Origin of the sequence: Olavius algarvensis spirochete endosymbiont (genome assembly GCA_900608495.1) — a bacterium.
In the GTDB taxonomy this organism is placed as follows: domain Bacteria; phylum Spirochaetota; class Spirochaetia; order DSM-2461; family DSM-2461; genus UBA2779.
In genome coordinates, this window is sequence record UWYT01000139.1 from 42440 (window position 1) to 61897 (window position 19458).

Annotated in this window: 21 protein-coding genes and 1 other RNA gene; 14 read left to right on the plus strand and 8 right to left on the minus strand. The window is 46.6% G+C overall.

Annotated features, from left to right (window positions below):
• Positions 1-32: 32 nt before the first annotated feature.
• The gene (locus S1OALGB6SA_RS03705; protein ID WP_037560552.1) at positions 33-647 is read left to right on the plus strand and encodes a DUF8513 domain-containing protein; all 615 of its coding nucleotides are present in this window, start codon (positions 33-35) and stop codon (positions 645-647) included.
• Positions 648-683: 36 nt separating this feature from the next.
• On the opposite strand, the gene queA is transcribed toward S1OALGB6SA_RS03705, so the two are convergent.
• The 8 genes from queA to lepB (S1OALGB6SA_RS03745) all read right to left on the minus strand — a co-directional run bounded on the left by queA (position 684) and on the right by lepB (S1OALGB6SA_RS03745) (position 7189).
• Complete coding sequence (gene queA, locus S1OALGB6SA_RS03710) at positions 684-1709, minus strand: tRNA preQ1(34) S-adenosylmethionine ribosyltransferase-isomerase QueA (RefSeq protein WP_124032598.1); 1026 nt, start codon at positions 1707-1709, stop codon at positions 684-686.
• The gene (gene ruvB, locus S1OALGB6SA_RS03715; protein WP_124032599.1) at positions 1684-2700 is read right to left on the minus strand and encodes a Holliday junction branch migration DNA helicase RuvB; all 1017 of its coding nucleotides are present in this window, start codon (positions 2698-2700) and stop codon (positions 1684-1686) included. Before ruvB ends, queA begins: the two co-directional genes overlap by 26 nt.
• Positions 2701-2719: 19 nt before the next feature.
• Positions 2720-3313, minus strand: coding sequence for a Holliday junction branch migration protein RuvA (gene ruvA / locus S1OALGB6SA_RS03720; RefSeq protein ID WP_124032600.1), 594 nt, complete (start codon positions 3311-3313; stop codon positions 2720-2722).
• The gene (ruvC, locus tag S1OALGB6SA_RS03725; RefSeq protein WP_124032601.1) at positions 3286-3789 is read right to left on the minus strand and encodes a crossover junction endodeoxyribonuclease RuvC; all 504 of its coding nucleotides are present in this window, start codon (positions 3787-3789) and stop codon (positions 3286-3288) included. Before ruvC ends, ruvA begins: the two co-directional genes overlap by 28 nt.
• Positions 3790-4530: a YebC/PmpR family DNA-binding transcriptional regulator gene (locus S1OALGB6SA_RS03730; protein WP_124032602.1), complete on the minus strand. Its 741-nt coding sequence runs from the start codon at positions 4528-4530 to the stop codon at positions 3790-3792. It lies immediately after the preceding gene.
• A 144-nt stretch (positions 4531-4674) separates the two neighbouring features.
• Positions 4675-4902: a hypothetical protein gene (locus tag S1OALGB6SA_RS03735; RefSeq protein WP_124032603.1), complete on the minus strand. Its 228-nt coding sequence runs from the start codon at positions 4900-4902 to the stop codon at positions 4675-4677.
• Between the two features lie 524 nt (positions 4903-5426).
• Positions 5427-6092: a signal peptidase I gene (gene lepB / locus S1OALGB6SA_RS03740; protein ID WP_195910283.1), complete on the minus strand. Its 666-nt coding sequence runs from the start codon at positions 6090-6092 to the stop codon at positions 5427-5429.
• A gap of 59 nt (positions 6093-6151) precedes the next feature.
• Complete coding sequence (lepB, locus tag S1OALGB6SA_RS03745) at positions 6152-7189, minus strand: signal peptidase I (protein WP_124032605.1); 1038 nt, start codon at positions 7187-7189, stop codon at positions 6152-6154.
• A gap of 99 nt (positions 7190-7288) precedes the next feature.
• Between lepB (S1OALGB6SA_RS03745) and S1OALGB6SA_RS03750 the strand changes: the two genes are divergently transcribed.
• From S1OALGB6SA_RS03750 to S1OALGB6SA_RS03810, 13 genes are all read left to right on the plus strand, one after another.
• The gene (locus tag S1OALGB6SA_RS03750; RefSeq protein ID WP_124032606.1) at positions 7289-8896 is read left to right on the plus strand and encodes an SUMF1/EgtB/PvdO family nonheme iron enzyme; all 1608 of its coding nucleotides are present in this window, start codon (positions 7289-7291) and stop codon (positions 8894-8896) included.
• Between the two features lie 85 nt (positions 8897-8981).
• Positions 8982-9455: an SsrA-binding protein SmpB gene (smpB, locus tag S1OALGB6SA_RS03755; protein ID WP_124032607.1), complete on the plus strand. Its 474-nt coding sequence runs from the start codon at positions 8982-8984 to the stop codon at positions 9453-9455.
• A 341-nt stretch (positions 9456-9796) separates the two neighbouring features.
• Positions 9797-10171, plus strand: a transfer-messenger RNA (tmRNA) gene (gene ssrA, locus S1OALGB6SA_RS03760).
• Between the two features lie 194 nt (positions 10172-10365).
• The gene (locus S1OALGB6SA_RS03765; protein WP_124032608.1) at positions 10366-11319 is read left to right on the plus strand and encodes a competence protein CoiA family protein; all 954 of its coding nucleotides are present in this window, start codon (positions 10366-10368) and stop codon (positions 11317-11319) included.
• Between the two features lie 38 nt (positions 11320-11357).
• The gene (locus S1OALGB6SA_RS03770; RefSeq protein ID WP_230204396.1) at positions 11358-11693 is read left to right on the plus strand and encodes an HsdM family class I SAM-dependent methyltransferase; all 336 of its coding nucleotides are present in this window, start codon (positions 11358-11360) and stop codon (positions 11691-11693) included.
• A gap of 222 nt (positions 11694-11915) precedes the next feature.
• Positions 11916-12200, plus strand: coding sequence for an SAM-dependent methyltransferase (locus S1OALGB6SA_RS03775; RefSeq protein WP_230204397.1), 285 nt, complete (start codon positions 11916-11918; stop codon positions 12198-12200).
• Entirely contained in the window at positions 12197-13066 is an 870-nt protein-coding gene (locus tag S1OALGB6SA_RS03780) for a hypothetical protein (RefSeq protein WP_124032609.1), read from the plus strand. The genes S1OALGB6SA_RS03775 and S1OALGB6SA_RS03780 overlap by 4 nt, the downstream gene beginning before the upstream one ends.
• A 365-nt stretch (positions 13067-13431) precedes the next feature.
• Positions 13432-13647 (plus strand): helix-turn-helix domain-containing protein, encoded by a 216-nt coding sequence (locus tag S1OALGB6SA_RS03785; RefSeq protein ID WP_124032610.1) that lies wholly within the window; start codon positions 13432-13434, stop codon positions 13645-13647.
• Positions 13648-13668: 21 nt separating this feature from the next.
• Complete coding sequence (locus S1OALGB6SA_RS03790; RefSeq protein WP_124032611.1) at positions 13669-15300, plus strand: type I restriction-modification system subunit M; 1632 nt, start codon at positions 13669-13671, stop codon at positions 15298-15300.
• Complete coding sequence (locus S1OALGB6SA_RS10115) at positions 15284-16540, plus strand: restriction endonuclease subunit S (protein WP_195910284.1); 1257 nt, start codon at positions 15284-15286, stop codon at positions 16538-16540. Before S1OALGB6SA_RS03790 ends, S1OALGB6SA_RS10115 begins: the two co-directional genes overlap by 17 nt.
• A 182-nt stretch (positions 16541-16722) precedes the next feature.
• Positions 16723-17487, plus strand: a complete 765-nt coding sequence (locus S1OALGB6SA_RS03800; RefSeq protein WP_124032612.1) for an ABC-three component system protein — start codon at positions 16723-16725, stop codon at positions 17485-17487.
• Complete coding sequence (locus S1OALGB6SA_RS03805) at positions 17484-17711, plus strand: ABC-three component system middle component 6 (RefSeq protein WP_124032613.1); 228 nt, start codon at positions 17484-17486, stop codon at positions 17709-17711. Before S1OALGB6SA_RS03800 ends, S1OALGB6SA_RS03805 begins: the two co-directional genes overlap by 4 nt.
• A complete protein-coding gene (locus S1OALGB6SA_RS03810; RefSeq protein ID WP_124032614.1) occupies positions 17708-19456 on the plus strand; it encodes a DUF2326 domain-containing protein in 1749 nt (582 codons plus the stop codon). Before S1OALGB6SA_RS03805 ends, S1OALGB6SA_RS03810 begins: the two co-directional genes overlap by 4 nt.
• Positions 19457-19458 lie beyond the last annotated feature (2 nt).

Consider the following 19458-nt stretch of genomic DNA (forward strand, 5'->3'; position numbering starts at 1 on the left):
CAACGGCATATCAATACCGATAAATATACAAGATGACGCAGCTTAGGCGGATTGTAGTATTTTTCGCCCTTCTAATGTTTCCCGTAGTTAACCTACCTGCGTGGAAGATTGAATACGCGGAACAGTTCTATAAGCTCTATCACAAGCACATGTACAGCTACCCAGAGGAAAGCGCGGAAAATCTCTGGTATCTGTCGATGGCTCTGCGATCGCCGTTCGCAAACCCTCTTAACGCTCTGGCAAAAATAGAAAATGAACTCGAGTGGGCAAAATACAGAAATCTATTCTCGATGCATCTGCATCTGCGAATTATCAACGAATACCTTAATCTGGCCGCCAAATACGATAAGTTCAACGCATACTTTTACAATTATCCGTGGAAATCGGCGAATCTTGACAGCCTCAAAATCGCCGAAGCCTACTACAAACTGGCGCTTGAATCTTGGGAAGCTGCTCGCCTGTATGGCGAAACCGCACGAGAGCAAAGATTCAGATGGTTTCATCTGGATGAAATTCAATTCTGGGAAGACGAGGCTTTTCGCATAGAAAACGGGGAACTCGATTACGGCGATATCATTGCAGTCCATCTTGCTCGCCTGGAGCAGGTTCGCAGTGAATTCGCTTCAATGGACTACGATACCTATTAGACTACTTTGTGGAATTCTTCGAGCTTCTGCTCCCCTCTATCTGATTAACATCGCATCGCCGTAGGAAAAAAACCGATAATTCTCTTCTATCGCGATGTCATATGCTTCCAGCAAGCGTTTTCTGCCCAGAAAGGCCGATACCAACATCAATAAGGTGGATTTGGGTGTATGGAGATTTGTGAAGAGCTGATCGACTACCTTGAATCTGTATCCCGGGTAAATGAATAAATCTGTCTTCCCAGCCCCGCTTGCCAGTTTGTTTGAGCTCCAGGAAGTTTCAAGAGTTCGCACTGTCGTGGTTCCCACGGCTAGCACCTTCCTGCCATCCTTCTTGGCTGCGGTGATTTTTTCTGCAGTTTCATAAGGGATATTATAGCTTTCAAGATGCATGATATGATTTTGAATATCCCTTTCCCTTACCGGGCTAAAGGTTCCAAGTCCAATCTGAAGAGTAATCCAGCAGATCTCGATGTCATTTTCACGCAGAATCTGCATTATCTCCTGAGTGAAGTGCAGCCCGGCGGTGGGAGCCGCCGCGGATCCAATATTTCTGCTGTACACGGTCTGGTAGCGCTCTTCATCCTCGCGATTATCCAGTCTGCCGATATACGAGGGAAGCGGGATATGTCCACTTTTTTCGAACCAGGATTCATCCGGGATTGGATTCAGTTTTATCGTACATAAATTTTCCGATCGAAGATTGGTAATGGTTCCCAAGATGTCTCCCGGGAAAAACCAATTCTGGCCAATGCGTTTCTTCCTCATCCTGTTTACGATGCAATTCCATTCTCCCTCGCGAGTCTGATGCAGAAAAAGGAACTCCGAGATGCCCTCAGTGTCAGATCTTCGAGCATATACTCTGGCTTTTCGAACTTTGGTGTCATTAAAAACCATCACCGTACCGGGGCTTAAGAAATCTGGCAGTTTAATCATCGCTGTATGCTGCGGCGGGCCATCTTCGTTCCTGTCACAAACTATCAAGCGGCTATCGCCACGCCTGCCGGATGGAACCTTCGCTATTAACTCATCTGGAAGATTAAATGAGAAAAGGTTGGCTTGCACCTGGTTTCCGTCCGAGATGCCTATGCGCTAAATCCGTTACAACACGACCGCGTGGGGTTCGCGCCAGAAATCCTTTCTGAATGAGATAAGGCTCATAGAAATCTTCGAGAGTATCAATTCCCTCGCCTATGCTTATTGCAAGTGTTTCGGCCCCCACGGGTCCTCCTCCATAATTATCGATTATGACTGTCAGAATCCTCCTGTCCTGTTCCTCCAGGCCCTCAGTGTCAATCTTCAACCTTTCCAGCCCGGACTCGATGATTCTTTGATTAATCGAATCAACACCCTTCACCTGGGCAAAATCCCGCATCCTCCTAAGAAGTCGGTTTGCCACTCTCGGAGTTCCTCGACTGCATCGTGCAAGCAAGCTTGAAGCATTCTTTTCGATAGTTATATCTAAAATCCCTGCAGTCCGCCGAAGTATCCACTCAAGCTCAACTGGTTGATAGAATTCTATACGAATCGTTATTCCGAAGCGAGAGAACAGCGGGCTCGTAACCTTACCCGGTTTAGTTGTAGCGCCTACCAGCGTAAACGGCGGCACAGGTATTCGCACTGTTCGAGCAGCCGGCCCCTGACCGATTATCCAATCGAGCTCATAGTCTTCCATCGCGATGTAAAGCATCTCCTCAATTGCCGGTCTCAATCTATGAATCTCATCGATAAAAAAAACGGTATTCTTTGGTATGGTGGAGAGCATGCCGGCAAGATCTTTCGGCCTCTCTATCGCGGGCGCACTGGTAATCTTGAGCTCAGCTCCAAGTTCATTGGCTACAATATAGGCCAGAGTGGTTTTCCCCAATCCCGGGGGGCCGCTCAAAAACACATGGTCAAGAGGCTCTCCACGAGTTTTGGCCGCATTGATAAATATGGAGAGATTGGCTTTAAGTTCCTTTTGTCCCTGAAAATCCTTCAGGAATTTCGGTCTCACACCGATATCCAATCCATCCTCACCCAATGCGGCTGTTGGCTCGAGCGGTCTATCATTCATCTATTTCATCACCCTATAATCAGCTCATTGCCACTATCGCTCGTCGAAGAATCTCCTTTTCTCTCTCATTGGAGCTTAAGTCGTATAACTCAGGACTCCTAAGAATGGAACTAACAACCTTACCTGCCGCCTTGGATTCAAAACCCATAGCAACCAATGCATCAACCACTTCCTTCTCCTGACTGGAAACTACGCCTTCCAAGTCATCCGCATCAACCAACGAGCCGCGAAGCTGGAGCACAATTTTTTGCGCAGTCTTCTTGCCGAGCCCTGGTATGCGCTCCAGCACAGACAAATCTTCAGAATCAAGAGCCCTTAAGAAACGTGAAGGCGTAGTCCCCGACAGTATCTTCCTAGCTAGTGAGACGCCAACGCCGTTGACAGTCTTCAGGGCAAGAAAAAGTCTGCGCTCTTCGAAGGTAGAAAAGCCAAACAACTTCATTAAGTCCTGGGTATGGTGAAGATGCGTATAAACCAAAACCTCTTCGCCAACCTGTGGAAGCGACGAAATAGAAGTAGACGTAGTATCTATCGCCCATTCCAAACCGCCACAGTCGACACCAACCTGATCTTCGGATTTATATGTCAGTGTGCCTCGGATGCTGTTGAGCATAGCCCCCCATGGTGGATAAAAGTTATGGCCGCAGCAAGCGCATCGGCTGCATGATCAGGCTTCGGTATCTGGGGCAACCCCAGCAGAATTTTGACCATCTTCTGAACCTGTACTTTCTGCGCCCTGCCCGATCCTACTACCGACTGCTTAATAACCAATGGAGAATACTCACCAATCGTCATACCCCACCTGGCCGCGGCCAGCAAAACAACACCGCGAGCCTGAGCGACCGCCATCGCCGATGAGACATTTTTCAGGAAATACAGAGTCTCAATCCCGAGGGCGATGGGCCTAAGCCTGTCGATAATGGCATCGAGCTCGTTATAGAGCGCAAGAAGGCGTCTGGCCGGCAAATCAGCCCGATCGCTGCTTATACTGCCATGCTCGACATGTCGATGGCGGGCACCAGTGGTATCAACAACACCCCACCCAATATGCGTAAAACCAGGATCGACACCCAGCACCCTGCTATTCACTTACGGTATCTCAAAATTATCCGGGATATCAAGATTGGAAGCAACTGACTGAATATCATCGCTATCCTCCAACAATTCTATCAAACGCAACACCTTAGCCGTCCCCTCATCATCGAGTGTGATGGTATTCTCCGGCACCAGGCTGAGCTCCGCGCTTAACTGTTCAAACCCAGAGGATTGTAAGGATTCAATTACATTTACGAATTCCTCGGGATTTACGATCACCTCGATAACCTCACCCTCTTCGGCAATATCTTCCACGCCAGCTTCCAGGGCGGTCTCAAAGAGAGCATTTGAATTTACGCTGGCAGATTCATAAACAATAATTCCCTTTCGATCGAACATGTATGAAACCGAACCATTGGAGGCTAGTTGCCCTCCACCCCTGGACAGCACGGCTCGGATATCAGCAGCTGTTCTGTTTTTATTGTCTGTCAGCGCCTCAATCATCAAACCCACCCCACCGGGAGCATAGGCTTCGTAACTCAGCTCAACATAATTCGACTCCTCGAGATTGCCTAACCCCTTCTTAATGGCACGCTCAATACTCTCTCTTGACATGTTGGCTGCCTTTGCCCTCGCCACAACCGTTCTCAGCCGAGGATTCATTTCCTCATCTCCACCCCCGATACGTGCCGCAACAGTTATTTCTTTTGCAAACTTGGTAAAAACCTTTCCACGCTTGGCATCGGTTGCATTCTTCTTATGCTTAATCGAACTCCACTTACTATGGCCAGACATCTTTTGAGGGAACCCTTCCTAAATGAGAAACCGCACGACTATGTGCCAGTAAAAACTATTTCGAAAACAGTATCATCGCCAAAGTTCACATGTCAAGATTGGCTCATTCCGCCAAGGCCAATCATAGGAGGCGGGCCAGTGAGATTAATCCATTTCCAGGACAATGTCCGCCGATATCGAGTCAACAAAATCCATGCCTTCGGCACTGGGCCGAATTCCATAAGCGTCTGATATCAAATCTCCCGAATCAACCCTGAGGCAAAGGGTTTTCGGCACAAGTTTCGCAGTGTCCAATTCCAAGTCTCTGTCAAATCGTTCAATTGATTTCTTCTGACATTCGCATACCCAAATATTCCAATCACAGAATCTCAAGAACGCTTAACCTGGATTCCATATTAGGAATCTGTCGACAATGCAAGCCAGATTAGCAAATTGTTTGGTTCAGCCCGACGAACAGCGGGGGCCCACATTGCCGGGAATGGTTGAGAAAGCTCCTGATTCTACGCCTATGCTGCATCCTCATAAAGCATAGGAAAGCATATGCACCCGACTCCTCACCTGGGATCGCAAAATTGGAAACCTCATAATAGCGAGTATAGCCAATTTCCTTGAGGCGTCGCAGAGACGATTTCCATTTCCTCATAAACACCAGGGCCGACATCGAATACAGTGATTCCAGGAAGGAGCGGGGCGTGGGGGGAGAAACCCGAGGTTACCCCCGCCTATATGAATCGTACCAATTCTCAGCGGCTTCAATTTGAATATATTTGAGGTTTCCAGCGATATTCAGAATCCCATGGTTCCAGTTATAATTTATCCGTTGAAGGCAGTGCTGTAAAAATCGCAGTAGTGAGAACGCTTCATTCAGAAAAAAACATGTGAGGTGAAGTGAAAGGCTATCGAATTTTGCCGAAGGAGCTGGGCGGCCAGTATGAGAAGAGTACTTGTCCATAGAGGTTGTCACTCGTAACGGTTCCCCAATACCGGGAATCATTCGATCCAGCACGGTTGTCGCCAAGAATGAAATACTCGTCCTCGCCCAGCACAACTGAATTCATATCCCCAAAGAGCTGCATGTCCAGGGTCCATCCCCTGGGCAAAACTTCCAATACCAAGTCGTAAGCCTTCTTGCTCACCTCAAATTCGCTGACAAAAAAATCCTCTCCCATCCCCTTGATATAGGCAACCGATTTCTCTATCCGTATTGTATCACCCGGAACGGCAATCACACGCTTGAGCATCAAATTGTTCTCCCACTCCTCGCGAGAGAAGGAACCCAGCATAAGGGTTTGAAAAGTCACCAGTCGAAGAAGCGAATCCAAAATCCTAAGATACCAGGGTTGCATTTCCATATAGGGTGGTCGAAAAATAATGAAATCGCCTCTGCTTGGCGGAAATTTCAGAGTCCCCCCCCTCGTTCGAATCAGATATGGACGAACAAAAAATCGCGAGCCGGCAGGATATCCGGGACTCATTGAATCAGTTTCCAGCTTCCAGGTTTCAACAAAAAACGATGTGAACAGAAGATAGCCCAGAAGTATCACTAACACCCTTTTCAGCATGCGCGATCGTCGCCGCTTGTAGCTTTGCCTGTTTCTGTAAGATAATTTCGACGGAGACATCACCGGATGCTGCCAATGCGCTTAATAGGCCAATAGATGAAGAGGGCACGCCCTAAAATCTTCTTTGAACTAACAGGTCCGAAGTAGCGACCATCCAATGAATCGCTCCGATTGTCGCCAAGAGGCAAAAGCCAATCCTCAGGCACATAAATCCCACGTTCATAAGCAGCACTGGCATAGCCTGCCTCTTCATCATGGGGGAAAAGCAATTGATATGCATCAAAATCCAAACGCTCCATTTCATACTGATCCATCATCGTCTTTTTTAACGGGGACACCCAGTCTACTGCCGCCCTCTCAACAAGCGTACGATCGGTAATCAAACCAGTCCTATCCAGATGAAACATTTTTACAGTCGCATCCACTTTATCGTAATATTCTTCGTCGAGAAGCAGGTGGCTGCCGTATTTCTGATTCGTAAATGCCTTGAAATCCTTCTCCTCCATCAAAACAGGCCAACCTTTCGGCTGAATGTATAGTTTTCCCCGGCGAGACAAAACACGATCACCATCCATGGCAACCTGCCGCTTTATCAGAAATTGATGGGCTGTATCCCCCCCTCTAATTCGATTCAAATCCAAAAACGAAAGTGAAACCATATAGAGCACCCGCTGAGCAATCTCATGGAAAAGCGAAGGGCTCTCATACTCTGGATTTTCGAAAACAATCACCTCACCCCGCCGAGATTCCCTGAAAGCCGGTATTTTACCCATGCCCGGCAGTAATTCCGGCCCAAAAATAACTTTATCAACAAAAATTCTATCGCTCTTGCTCACCTGTCCGCTGTAGGGGTCTCTTCCACCAATTAGCGTGTCGCGCATCGAACCCGAGGGTATCTGATAAGCCTGGAGCAGATACTGATTGAGAATCAGAACCACTGCCACTGCCCACAGAAACGCATCTATCCACTCCATCAGAGTCCCCCGTCTCATATGCTTTCGCTTCTTTCTCTCCAACCTCCTAGCCCTTCTAGTGAGAAGATTCTCCGTCCAATCCCGCAAGACATCCAAGAAATTCGAGCTTTTATCACCTTTCATGCGTCATATCTTATCAGGCAAACCCTGTAATCTGCCACCACATTCAAAATCATGAAGAACCATTGACCACTTTTCCAGCACAAAATTATAATCAGCGCCATGTCCGCTCAGAAAAAGCGCACAAAGAGCCGCTCTCGCTCGGCGACTCCTATCGAAAATATAAGAATAGTCCTAAAACCAATTCTTGGTATCCAACCCCGCATATACGTTCTATACATATGGTTGATTCTGATTGCGCTTGCTGTTTTCCTGCTGCTCATCCTGCCGGGGATAAGGTACAACGGCATAAGACTCACCGTCGAAAGCATTCCGCCCGACGCTTCGGTAATCATAGATGGATATCGCCTTGGTTCCACAGGAGAGGTGATTTTTGTGCCGCGCGGAAAACGGGAATTGAATGTGGAACGTTTCGGATTTGTTCCCCATAGGGAAACCGTTGACTTCCGTGGTCGAATATTTGCATCCAAACTCTTCCCGCTAAGTCTGGAACTAGATGTTGTGCTGGACGCGATAGAAGGGTACGACCACCTGGGCAGGGGAGTAAAGGAGTTCGCCGCCTGGGCAGAAACAGGGCCTGAACGGAAAAGATATGCAATTCCACCTGTGCTAACCGGCGCGGCGCGGGATGCAATCCGCAGCGGAAAGGAATCAGACCAATCCTTTATCACCGCGGCCCTGCCTATCTGTGTTGACGAGCGCCATCTCGTCGACATAATCCGTGCAGATTTCATCCTTGAAAACAAAGGTATACCCCCCGGATTGGGCAGCATAGCAAGAACAGCCATCTCTAATGCAGATTTCCCCATCTCCGCTAACGCTGTACTGGAACTGATAGACGAGAAGCGATTGTCATCATTGGGTTTAGAAAGAGCATCCAGAAACGGGAGCTTTCTCAGCATCGCTGAGAACACAGAAGCATTCTACACGGGAAGGAACGCCCCTGCCTCGACTGCTGTCTATGGCAACATCGCATTCGTTACATTGGAAGGCATCACCGCACCCCTGGGCGATATGGAATTCTACACTCAACAAGAGAAGGTTCGCAGAGGAGCTATTCCCATCAGGGCCGCAATCGATACCTTCCAAATATCCACCACCGAAATATCCAACGCGCAGTTCACAGTCTTCCTGGATGAGAATCCCGAATGGGCAGTAACAAACATCGAATCATTGAAATCCCAGGAGCTTGTCGACGAAGATTATCTCTCGAGTTGGTCTTCAAGAGCACCTCCAACCGGACTTGGAAATTTTCCCGTTACCGAAATTTCATGGTATGCTGCCCAGGCCTACAGCGAATGGTTCACCAGACGTTATCTAGAGGACAGTCAGGCGCGTCTGCCCTCTGAAGATGAATGGGAGCTAGCCGCCCGCCAAAACCAAATTGTTCAAAACACCTCTAATCTGCCCGTGGGCATAAAACCAGTCAATGCCGCCGACAGCGGCTCCATTGGCATAACAGGCATGGCCGGCAATGTCCGCGAATGGTGTTTCAATCCTTATCGAATCAACGAAAACCGCTTCCGTTCCGCAGATGGCCGAAATAATTTCCTGGATCCCAGCGGACCCTATGCACTCCTAAGTCGCCCTGTTCGCGGAGGAGCACATATTGACGACAGCCTCGAATACCCTGCCGCTGTCCGCGGCCGTCTGCACGCAAATCGCACAAGCCCCGTAATCGGTTTCCGCATTGTGGTTGTCCCTAGATAGCTGCAGAAACGGTGCCACTGTGTGGCTGCTTCACACCAACCTTCTATGTTGACCTCTGACATGGCATGTGCGAACATCCGTTCCAATGGGCGGCAAAAAGAAAAGAGCGAAAACTCCCGGTCTTCTCGGAGATAACCGAAAAGCCCGTTTTCTCTACACGATAGAGGATACCCTGGAGTGTGGCATAGAACTCCGGGGAACTGAGGTGAAATCAATCAAAGCAGCCAAGTTCGACTTCTCCGACTCCTTTATCGAAGCAAGTGGCGGGAAACTCACCCTTCGCAATCTCAGTGTTACTCCGTACAACCATGCCAGTCTATTCAACCACAAATCCGATCGCCCGCGGCAACTGCTAGCTCACAAAAAGGAAATTCTGAAACTTGAGCACAAGGTCAATGAAAGGGGCTTCACCCTCATACCTTTAAAATTCTACCTCGTCCAGGGAAGGATAAAGGTTGAACTTGCCCTCTGCCGCGGGAAAAGACTGGTTGACAAACGCCAAAGCATTAAGGTGCACGATATTCAGCGCGATATCGACCGTGATTTCAAAAACCGCTAGGCAGCTAACGGGAAAATCCCCCCCCTGTTAACCCGTTAATGAGAAGAGAGAGAAATCTGCCATTTATGAGAAGAAGCTTACCGCTAGCGCGGGAATTCTTTGCAATTTGCGTTCTATTGTAAGAAAACTCGGCGTTCCTTATAAAGTCCCTTATAAAGTCCCTTATAAAGTCGAGATGCAAATTCATTCAAGCTTCTCACCAAACCTGACAAAATATTGTAGTACTATCTCACGCAGGCTGTTTTGTTTCCCCGCAAGATTGTTTCATCCTTGATTAATCCTTGATTATTCTCCACTTTTTACTTGACCGTTCATAGCATTCAGTGTATTCTTGCGTCCTTGGGGGTGCCCCGGTTTCGACGGGGAGATACAGGGGGTAGTATTGCAGGTGGAGCGCCAACTCCTAAAACTAGCGCACATTCAAGTGCCAAAATTGAAGATGAGATAGTTGTCGAATTCGACAATGCTCTCGCCCTGGCTGCATAAAAAGACAGCCACGGAGTCCCAGTACGCGGTTCTTGAGGACTGGTAACTCTGACATAAATCAGAACTAACCTGGGTGTCGGCCCGAGGTAGCCTGGGGACATTAATCGGGATAAGACGCGGGCGGAAGTTGGCCGCTTGCTTCGCGGACGAAAATTTATCGGCTAACTATACCTGTAGATATGCTATTTTCAGCTCACCGGACGCGGGTTCAATTCCCGCCACCTCCATCTGAAGAGGCCAAAGAGCACAGTGTCTACTCATAAGAAGAGTATGGCAAAATGCTGACTGTTTTAGTTCTTATAGAGAACGCGGGGGATTGGTCCATGAGGGACTCAGATGATGAGCTGTTCACTGACTCATATCAATCCCATGACTAAAGGACAGAACCCTTAGCGAATGACGGGGGGGAAATTCATGGCGTTTCATGGCGTTAATAAAGCTCGACCATGCATACTGCCACGAATTCGACAGTGTACTGACAATCTATCAGGTGCGTGACTTACATTTCGATGACGATGCGAGCTTCGATGCCCGTAATGCCAAATTCGAATGCCCCGATGAAGACTGCAATGCACCTCTGGTCGGCGTCAACCATGCCAGTGTTAAATTCAAGAATACGCCTCACTTTCGCCTGCTGATCGACCATAAACACTCGGAAGCTTGTGACTATGGGAACGAAAGCAACATGAAGGCCTCTGATGAATCAAAAAGGAAAGGCACTGAAAGGAATTACAAGGCATCCTATCATCCAGAAGTGCTGCTGCTCGAAAGGCAACCGCCTCCTTCCGGTACAGGGAAGCCGAAGAAAAAGAGAAAGGCAGCCAATCCCCAAACCACTGTCGATGCCTCACTCTCGAATAGCAATAGTGACAATTTTTCCCCCCATAAAACCAGCTGCCTGGAACATGTCGTCGAAATATGGGTGTCGAATGACGCAGAAGTTTTGCAATATTTACCACTTACCATTGGTGACAAAAACAAAAATTACCAAAATGCCTTCAAAAACATCAATTCTTTCACCGATGAAGAAGGCTTGATTTACTGGGGACATGTCAAATCAATCAAAGATTATGGCAAGAATTATGCCATTACATTTAAGGAGCGTCCCTGGTTCGAAGGTGAAAATCGTCAGATATCCATCTACATCCGAAATGAATTGATCGAAAGCTACCGAAAAAGAAAAATGTTCCGGAGCTGGATCGACTCATTGCTCAAAGATGGTGTTAGTGGCGTTAAATGCTTTTTCGTTGGCACATACCCCACCCTGAAAGAAGTTCCAGTAAAGACCAGTACAGGCTCTTTTTGTCCACTGGAAGTTCATCTTAAAAATCTGGATCACCTGGTGTTGAGATTTAACGGAGATGGAAAAGATTTGTAACGACGCTTTTTGAGCAGAATAAAGATATCGGCCAGACATTGGAAGATGCTTACCGTGGTATCGAACTCGCTAACCCTCAACTACATGGCATTTTTGGCGATGCCGGCTGGATCAGCAAGAAACGTCTATCCGACGGACTGTTAAGCACCTTGCTTAACCACTTCAACAAAGTGAATCTCGGTGTTGCCTCTGTTCGTGATGATGACATGAGGCGTGCCTGTGAATATCTGATTAAACGCTTTGCCGATAAAGTCAATAAAAAAGCCGGTGAGTTCTATACGCCACGAACGATAGTCCGACTGATGGTGAATATCTTTGATCCACAAGCAGGTGAAAGTGTTTATGACCCAGCTTGCGGTACTGGCGGCAGCTGAAGGCCAAGATGGCCTTTTCTCTTGCGGACATACCATAAGCCTCAACCATATTCTCCGGGGCAGTTTACGCCTTCCCGGTGGATAGGGACGGCAGGAAATTCGGCTAAATTCGATTAAATCCGGGAGGAAAACCTGATTTTTTCATTTCACCTGTATATCCTTAAACCTGTTTAACCTAATGTAGCCGGATTGCCCCTCATGGGATGTTGTCCGGTTAAACAAATGACGAGCCGTTTGGACGGCCCTCAAAGAATAATGGAGTTGAAAATGGAAGACAGATGGTTGTCCGTAGATGAAATTGAAGGTGTCGCACGCTGGGGGCCATTGAGCGAAATCGAAGAGAACGACTTCAATTTGAACATTGCCCGTTATGTGCAAAAGCCATTTGAAGAAGGAACCACCACAGTAGAAGAAGTCTTAAAAGATTTCCAAAACAAATTGGCAGCTCTTGAACAAGCCGAAGAGGAGCTTGAAGCCTTGTTGATTAAGGAGGATTTCGAAGTATGAAGTTGGAAAAAGCCTTTTCAGAAGACCTTGCGCTAAACATAACAGCGCAAGAAGCAGATAAACAGTTTGCAAAAGGAAACATTGAATCCAAATTTAGCTTTCAGTGTCCTGGTAAAAACTGCGATGCAGCGGTTACCTGTGCCAATTTAGATCGCCCTAAAGAAAAAAGAAAACGCAATCCATATTACAAAGCTGTCGGCAAACACAGTTCCAGATGCGATATAGCAAAAAACATTGAGACCCGGAAGAAGGGCTCAAGAGTCAGAACTGACATTGACAGCGATGAATATGTTGATCGTACCATTCTCTTAGATCTGCAACCGCCAAGCACTAAAAGACCCGAGCCAACAGGTAACATTCAAGGTGCAGATGATGCAGAAGGAAGAGCTCGGCCAAGCAATAATCCAGAATCTGGCGAGCACAGCATTCAACGCTCAAAAAGGCCCTCGTCAATGATTGATGATTTTTTAGCGAAAAAGTCATACCCGGTAAGGATTCCTGGAAACGGTGTAATTGACATCAATGATTTGTTCATCGAAATCAATGGGCAAGACTTATCTGACTTCAAAAACGAGTTTAGAATCTACTACGGCAAAGCCTGGTTCAATAAAAAAGAGAGTTATTATTCCATCGTTTTTGATAACAAACTCACATCAGGTGAGATTACCAAACGGCCCTCAGCTTATATGTCGATGGATAAGGCAAAAGAGTCTGGCTTCAAGCGTTTTAAGGTTGAGGAACTAGAAAACTTAGCTGATAGGACCCCCAAAACGGTCTTTATTCTCTCCGAGACTAAGCCGGAGGTAAAAAATGGCTATATCAATATAGGGTGTAGAGGCCCAGAGCATTTGCATTACCGACAATGAAAAAAATGAATTGAGAGAATCTGCTCCGGGGTGCCGCCACAGACCGGTTGGAGGCATTCGATCCCAATGGCCGCTGTGTTTATACGCGGGTTTTGGTGACGGTGGAGACCAACGACTTGATCTGGCCCGTTTGGCTGTACAATTACAAGCTCGGCCATAATACGGAAAGGATTGCCTCTGGACGCTGGTATCCAGCAAAATAGAATGAAATCGGCTCAAATCGGCAAAGAATATTTGACATCTGGCGTTCATCTAAGCATATTTGCAAGGTGAATTAAAGTGGGAGTGTTGTATTTGCGGCATTCCTTAACTGCCTCTGTTGAGGCCATGGTAAAACGCAATAGCCCCCAAGAGGAGTATGAGACATGGCAGAAATAGATGATCGCTGGTTGTCAGTAGACGAAATATGCAAATACCTCGGGATCGGTAAGGATACCGTCTACAAGTGGATCGATAAGCACGGCATGCCCGCTCATCGCATGGGCCGCCTGTGGAAATTCAAAAAAGATCAGGTGGACAAGTGGGTTGAGGCAGGCGGAACCAGTTCCACACAAGACAATCCGGAAGATGAAAACAATTAACCGGTCCGTTGAGGATTTATAATGGCGAAGAAAGCGACTAATAACAATTCACCTGCTCGCAAAGCGAAGGCAGGAAAACAGAAGAGCTTTGAGGAAACCCTTTGGGATTCCGCGAACAAGCTGCGCGGCAGTGTTGAACCTTCAGAATACAAGCATGTGGTGCTGAGTCTGATCTTCCTGAAGTTCGCGTCGGACGAATTTGAAGAACGTATGCAGGAATTGATCGACGAAGGTCAAGGCGACTATGTCGACATGGTGGAATTCTATACCATGAAGAACGTCTTCTATCTGCCGGAAGAGGCCCGCTGGAGCTTTATTAAAAAACACGCCAAGCAGAATGATATAGCCGTCAAAATCGATACCGCTCTCTTCACCGTTGAAAAAAACAACAAAGCCCTGAAAGGCGCACTGCCGGACAACTACTTTTCACGCCTTGGTCTTGATGTCAGCAAACTGGCTGCTCTCATCGACACTATCAATAACATCAATACTCTTGCTGACAAGTCGCAAGATATTGTCGGGCGGGTTTATGAGTATTTCCTGAGTAAATTTGCTCTCGCCGAAGGCAAAGGCAAGGGAGAGTTCTATACCCCAAAAAGCATAGTAGATCTGATTGCTGAAATGATTGAGCCCTATAAAGGCAAGATTTATGACCCTTGTTGCGGTTCGGGCGGTATGTTTGTTCAGTCCATGAAATTCGTGGAAAACCATCAGGGAAACAAAAAAGACATTTCCATTTACGGACAGGAATATACCGGAGCAACCTACAAACTGGCCAAGATGAACCTGGCCATTCGTGGCATTGCCGCCAACCTTGGTGAAGTTGCCGCAAACACCTTCTCGCGTGACCAGCACAAAGACCTAAAAGCCGATTACATCATGGCCAATCCGCCGTTCAATCAAAAGGACTGGCGAGCATCCGATGAGCTGACCGATGATTCACGTTGGTCAGGCTATGAAGTGCCGCCAACCGGCAACGCCAACTACGGCTGGATTCTGCACATCGCATCCAAATTGTCAGAAAACGGTGTGGCCGGATTCATTCTGGCAAACGGTGCTCTCTCCGGGGACAACACAGAGAAAGAAATCCGCAAAAAGATGATCGAGAATCACCTTGTGGAAGCTGTGACAATACTGCCCCGAAACATGTTCTATACCACCGACATCAGTGTGACACTTTGGATTTTAAACAAGAATAAGAAGGCCAGAACCGTTGAGCACTTGCCTGCTCGTGGCGCGCAAGCAGGTGGTGATCTTTCCCGCCACTATCGCGACCGTGAAGGCGAAGTCTTATTTATGGATCTCCGTCAGATCGGTGAGCCTTTTGAGAAGAAGTATACTCAGTTTCCAGACGAACACATTCAGGAGATAGCAAAAACGTATCATACATGGCAGCAAACCATAGCTGATACGGAATACGAAAATGTTCCTGAGTATTGCTATTCAGCGAATATCGATGAGATCAGAGCTAAGGACTACTCTCTTGTTCCAAGTAAATATATCGAGTTTGTAAACCGGGACGAGAATATCGATTTCGATGAAAAAATGGCTGGTCTGCAGGCGGAGTTTACAGATTTGTTGAAGGCAGAAGAAAATTCAAAGAATGAACTGCTGAATGTATTCAGGGAGCTGGGATATGAGATCAAGCTATAAAAAACTCGGCCCCTTTATTCGGGAGGTTAAAGTTAAAAATAGTGACCTGCAGGTGGATAAGTTGCTTGGAGTTAGCATTACAAAAGAATTTATTCCATCTATTGCTAACACAGTCGGCACAGACATGTCCAAGTATAAAATTGTACATCAGAATCAATTTGCCTATGGACCTGTTACATCCAGAAATGGGGACAAAATTTCAGTGGCTCTGCTTCAAGAAGAAGCGTGCATTATTTCTACGTCTTACACAGTTTTCGAGATCGTTGATCAGCAGAAGTTATTACCTGAATATCTGATGATGTGGTTCCGCCGTCCGGAATTCGACCGTTATGCTCGTTACATGTCACACGGCAGTGTTCGGGAAATATTCGGCTGGGATGAAATGTGTGACGTTGAACTTCCCGTACCAACCATCGAAAAACAAAGGGAGATTGTTCGGGAGTACCACACCATTGTGGACCGGATTAAGCTGAACGAACAACTCAACCAGAAGCTGGAAGAAACTGCGCAGGCTATCTACAAACAGTGGTTCGTTGATTTTGAATTTCCCATGTCCAAAGAGCATGCCACTGAAATCGGCAAGCCGGAAATGGAAGGCAAACCCTACAAATCCGGCGGCGGCAAAATGGTCTGGAATGACGAACTGGATCAGGAGATCCCGGAGGGGTGGGAAGCAGATAGTTTAACTAAGGTTTTTACGCTAAGTGGCGGAGGAACACCTAAAACAGATATTCCTGAGTACTGGAGAAATGACATTCCCTTCTTCACAGGAAAAGATGTGACTACCAATTACTACACATTATCAACCGAGAAAAGCATCACAAGACTTGGACTTTCAAAATGTAGCACAAAACTTTATCCAGCCAATACAACACTTGTTGTGTCAAGAGGGGCAACTACAGGCGTTTTAGCTCTTTCAGCTACAGAGATGGCAATGAATCAAAGTTGTTATGCTTTTCTTGGCAAAGGAGATGACTCTTTTTTTGTGCACCAAACAATGCTGATGATAATGGGCGAGTTGAAAAGAAGTGCTACTGGATCAACTTTCAACGCTCTCGTAACAAGAGATTACGAAGAAATAAAAACAATAGCTCCTAATAAAACACATACAGTTTGTTTTAATAAATTTGCTGAAAGACTTTATAGCTTTTCTCTCAAGAAACTGGAAGAGATTGGTGTTCTAAGAGATCTGTTGGATACGCTTCTCTCCAAACTGACCAAAGCGGAGGCAACTGCATGACCATTGCCGCCGGAACCATTCAATACGAATTAGGAACCGCACCGATAACCGGATGCGGCCTGCCTGTGCGTGTCCGCACCTGTCTGCAACAGGCAGGCGCAGACAGGCTTCTCTTATTCTGCCGATGAGCTTGACACTGCATTGTCCGGCTCTGTTGCAGGTTATGAATGGGAGGCTGGGTTATGAGTGCCAACTATCCAACTAAAATCTTTCTTGCCATGAAGAGTGGGAATGTTTGTGCGTTAAAGGATTGTCGTAAAGCGCTGACTTCGGATGGCGTGAAATCCAATCCTGCCGTTATTGGTGAGGCAGCTCATATTTACGGAGAAAGCCCGGGGACAAAAACAAAGCCTGCTTCCGCACGCTATCGACCGGACATGACAGATGATGAGCGAAATCATTACGACAATCTGATTTACCTATGCCCTTCATGTCACACGAAAATTGATAAGCAGGAGCAGGATTATCCTGCAGATGTCTTGTTTTCTCTAAAAACAGAACACGAATCATGGGTCGCTGAACAGCTCGATCAAGGCATGTCTGAAGTCTCCTTTGCAGAGTTGGAGATTGCAGCAAAAGCATTGGCATCAGGAAAGCTCTCTTCAAGTGGTGATGGTTTCGAGGTAATTCCTCCTGAAGAAAAGATCAATAAGAATGGGCTTTCGGATACTGTTCGATCTGATATCGCCATGGGTTTGAGTAAGAGTCATGAGGTGGAACGGTTTCTCGCAAACATGGCCACAAATGTTGATGAAGAGTTCCCAGAAAGACTTAGAAGTGGGTTCAAAACAAAATATCTCGAACTAAAGGAAACGTTGTCCGGGGATGAGCTTTTTATATCAATGCTCGAGTTTGCACAAGCCGGGCAAAAAGGATTCAGGCAACAGGCTGCCGCTCTGGCCATATTAAGTCACCTCTTTCACTTATGCGAGGTGTTTGAAAAATGATTATGCCATCAAAATACCTTCGTGAAGATGAGGCGTTAATTGGAGTAAGCGCTACGCTGCTTCCGCTTGTCGAAAAGTCCGGCAATTTATCTGCACTATGGGAGTCGGCCAAGAAGATCGATGCCATTGGTAATTTTGAGCGGTTCATTCTCGCTTTGGATTTGTTGTACCTGCTGAACCTTGTTGATTTGCATAATAATGAAATTGTGAGGGTTCAGGTATGATTCGTAAAATCTGGGCGAACGACAAACGGTTTAAACCTGTAGAGTTTTCTGCAGGATTGAATGTGATTCTGGCTGAGCGCACTCTGGAATCCGGTAATAAAGACACTCGCAACGGTGCTGGTAAAACTACGCTGCTGAACATTATTCATTTTTGTCTTGGTGCTGACCTGCACCGACTCAGCTTACCCAAAGATGACTTACAGGACTGGGCTTTCTATATCAGTCTGGATCTTTGCGGAGAGGTTTTGACTGCCAAGCGAACAATTGCAAACGCTAAAATCATCGAAGTTGAGACTGACATTCCCGGACTTCCGATAGCTCCTGAAGAGGATTCTGAAGGCGTTCTCTTTTATAAAAATGATGATTGGAAAAACCTGTTAGGCAAGTGCCTCTTCAAGATCCGGGAAGAATCTACAGCAAAGTACACACCTTCTTTCAGAAGCTTAATCTCATACTTTACACGCAGAGGGGCGGATGCCTATACAGACCCGTTTAAGTATTTCAGGAATCAAAAAACATATGACCTGCAAATCAATAATGCATACCTGCTGGGGTTGAATTGGTTGCACGCTTCAGAAGCGCAGGAGATCAGGGAAAAAGAAAGCGCTACAAAGGCTTTAAGTTCGGCGATCAAGGCGGGCATTGTGGCCTCTCAAGGAGAGTTGGAAGCGGAGCGGGTTCGTATCGAACGAGAGCTTAAGCAGGAATCGGATGCTATTAAATCTTTTAATGTCCATCCCCAGTATAAAGAATTACAGGAGCAGGCAGATCGATTAACCGGGGAAATGCATGACCTCGCCAATAAGGCTCTATTGTTAAGACGTAAGCAGGAAAGATATGAAAAAACGGTGTCGGAAGAAAAAACGCCCGATACCAGCTCAGTTGAGAAGCTTTTTTCAGAAGCCGGTATACACTTCGCTGACAACATAAGAAGATCACTTGAAGAGGCCAAAGGATTTCACAAAGCAATTGTCCAGAACCGCAAGCTGTTTCTTGAATCAGAGATCACCCAATTAAAAAATGCGTTAGCTTCAAGTGAAGAGAATATCAAGGCGACATCTGGTAAGCGGGCGGAACTTCTTCAGCTTTTAGAAACCCATGGGGCTCTGGAAGAGTTTTCTGTTCTTCAAGAACGTGTGGTTGAGAAAAAGGGGCAGCTTGAAGTCATAAGGAACAACATTTCCAATATCCGAGAGATGGCTCAACATAAAAAGGATATCAAGGCTTCAAAGATCGAATCAGAAACTAAGTTGCAGCGTGATTATGAGCAAAACCGAACCGAGTGGGAGAAAGCAGTCGCGCTATTCAACGAGAACTCGCAGGCATTGTACGATGAGCCCGGTGATCTGATTATCAACACGACTGACAATGGCTATAAGCTTGACGTTGAGATTCATAAAAGCAGCAGCGATGGTGTTGGTAAGATGAAAATATTTTGCTACGACCTGATGCTTGTTGAATTAATGAACCAACGAAGCGACATAGACTTTCTATTTCATGACAGCAGCATTTTTGATGGTGTTGATTCTCGGCAAAGAGCACTGGCGCTTATGCATGCGAATCGAAAAGCGCTGGAAAATAATTTTCAATACATCTGTGCATTGAATTCGGACATGATCCCCAGCGATGATCTTGTCGAAGGATTTACTATTGATGAATTTGTGCGGCTAACACTGAAAGACCAGAAGCCAGAGGATTCAACCTTGGGCTTTCATTTCGAGTTAGCCAAAAAGAAAAAGGGATAGCT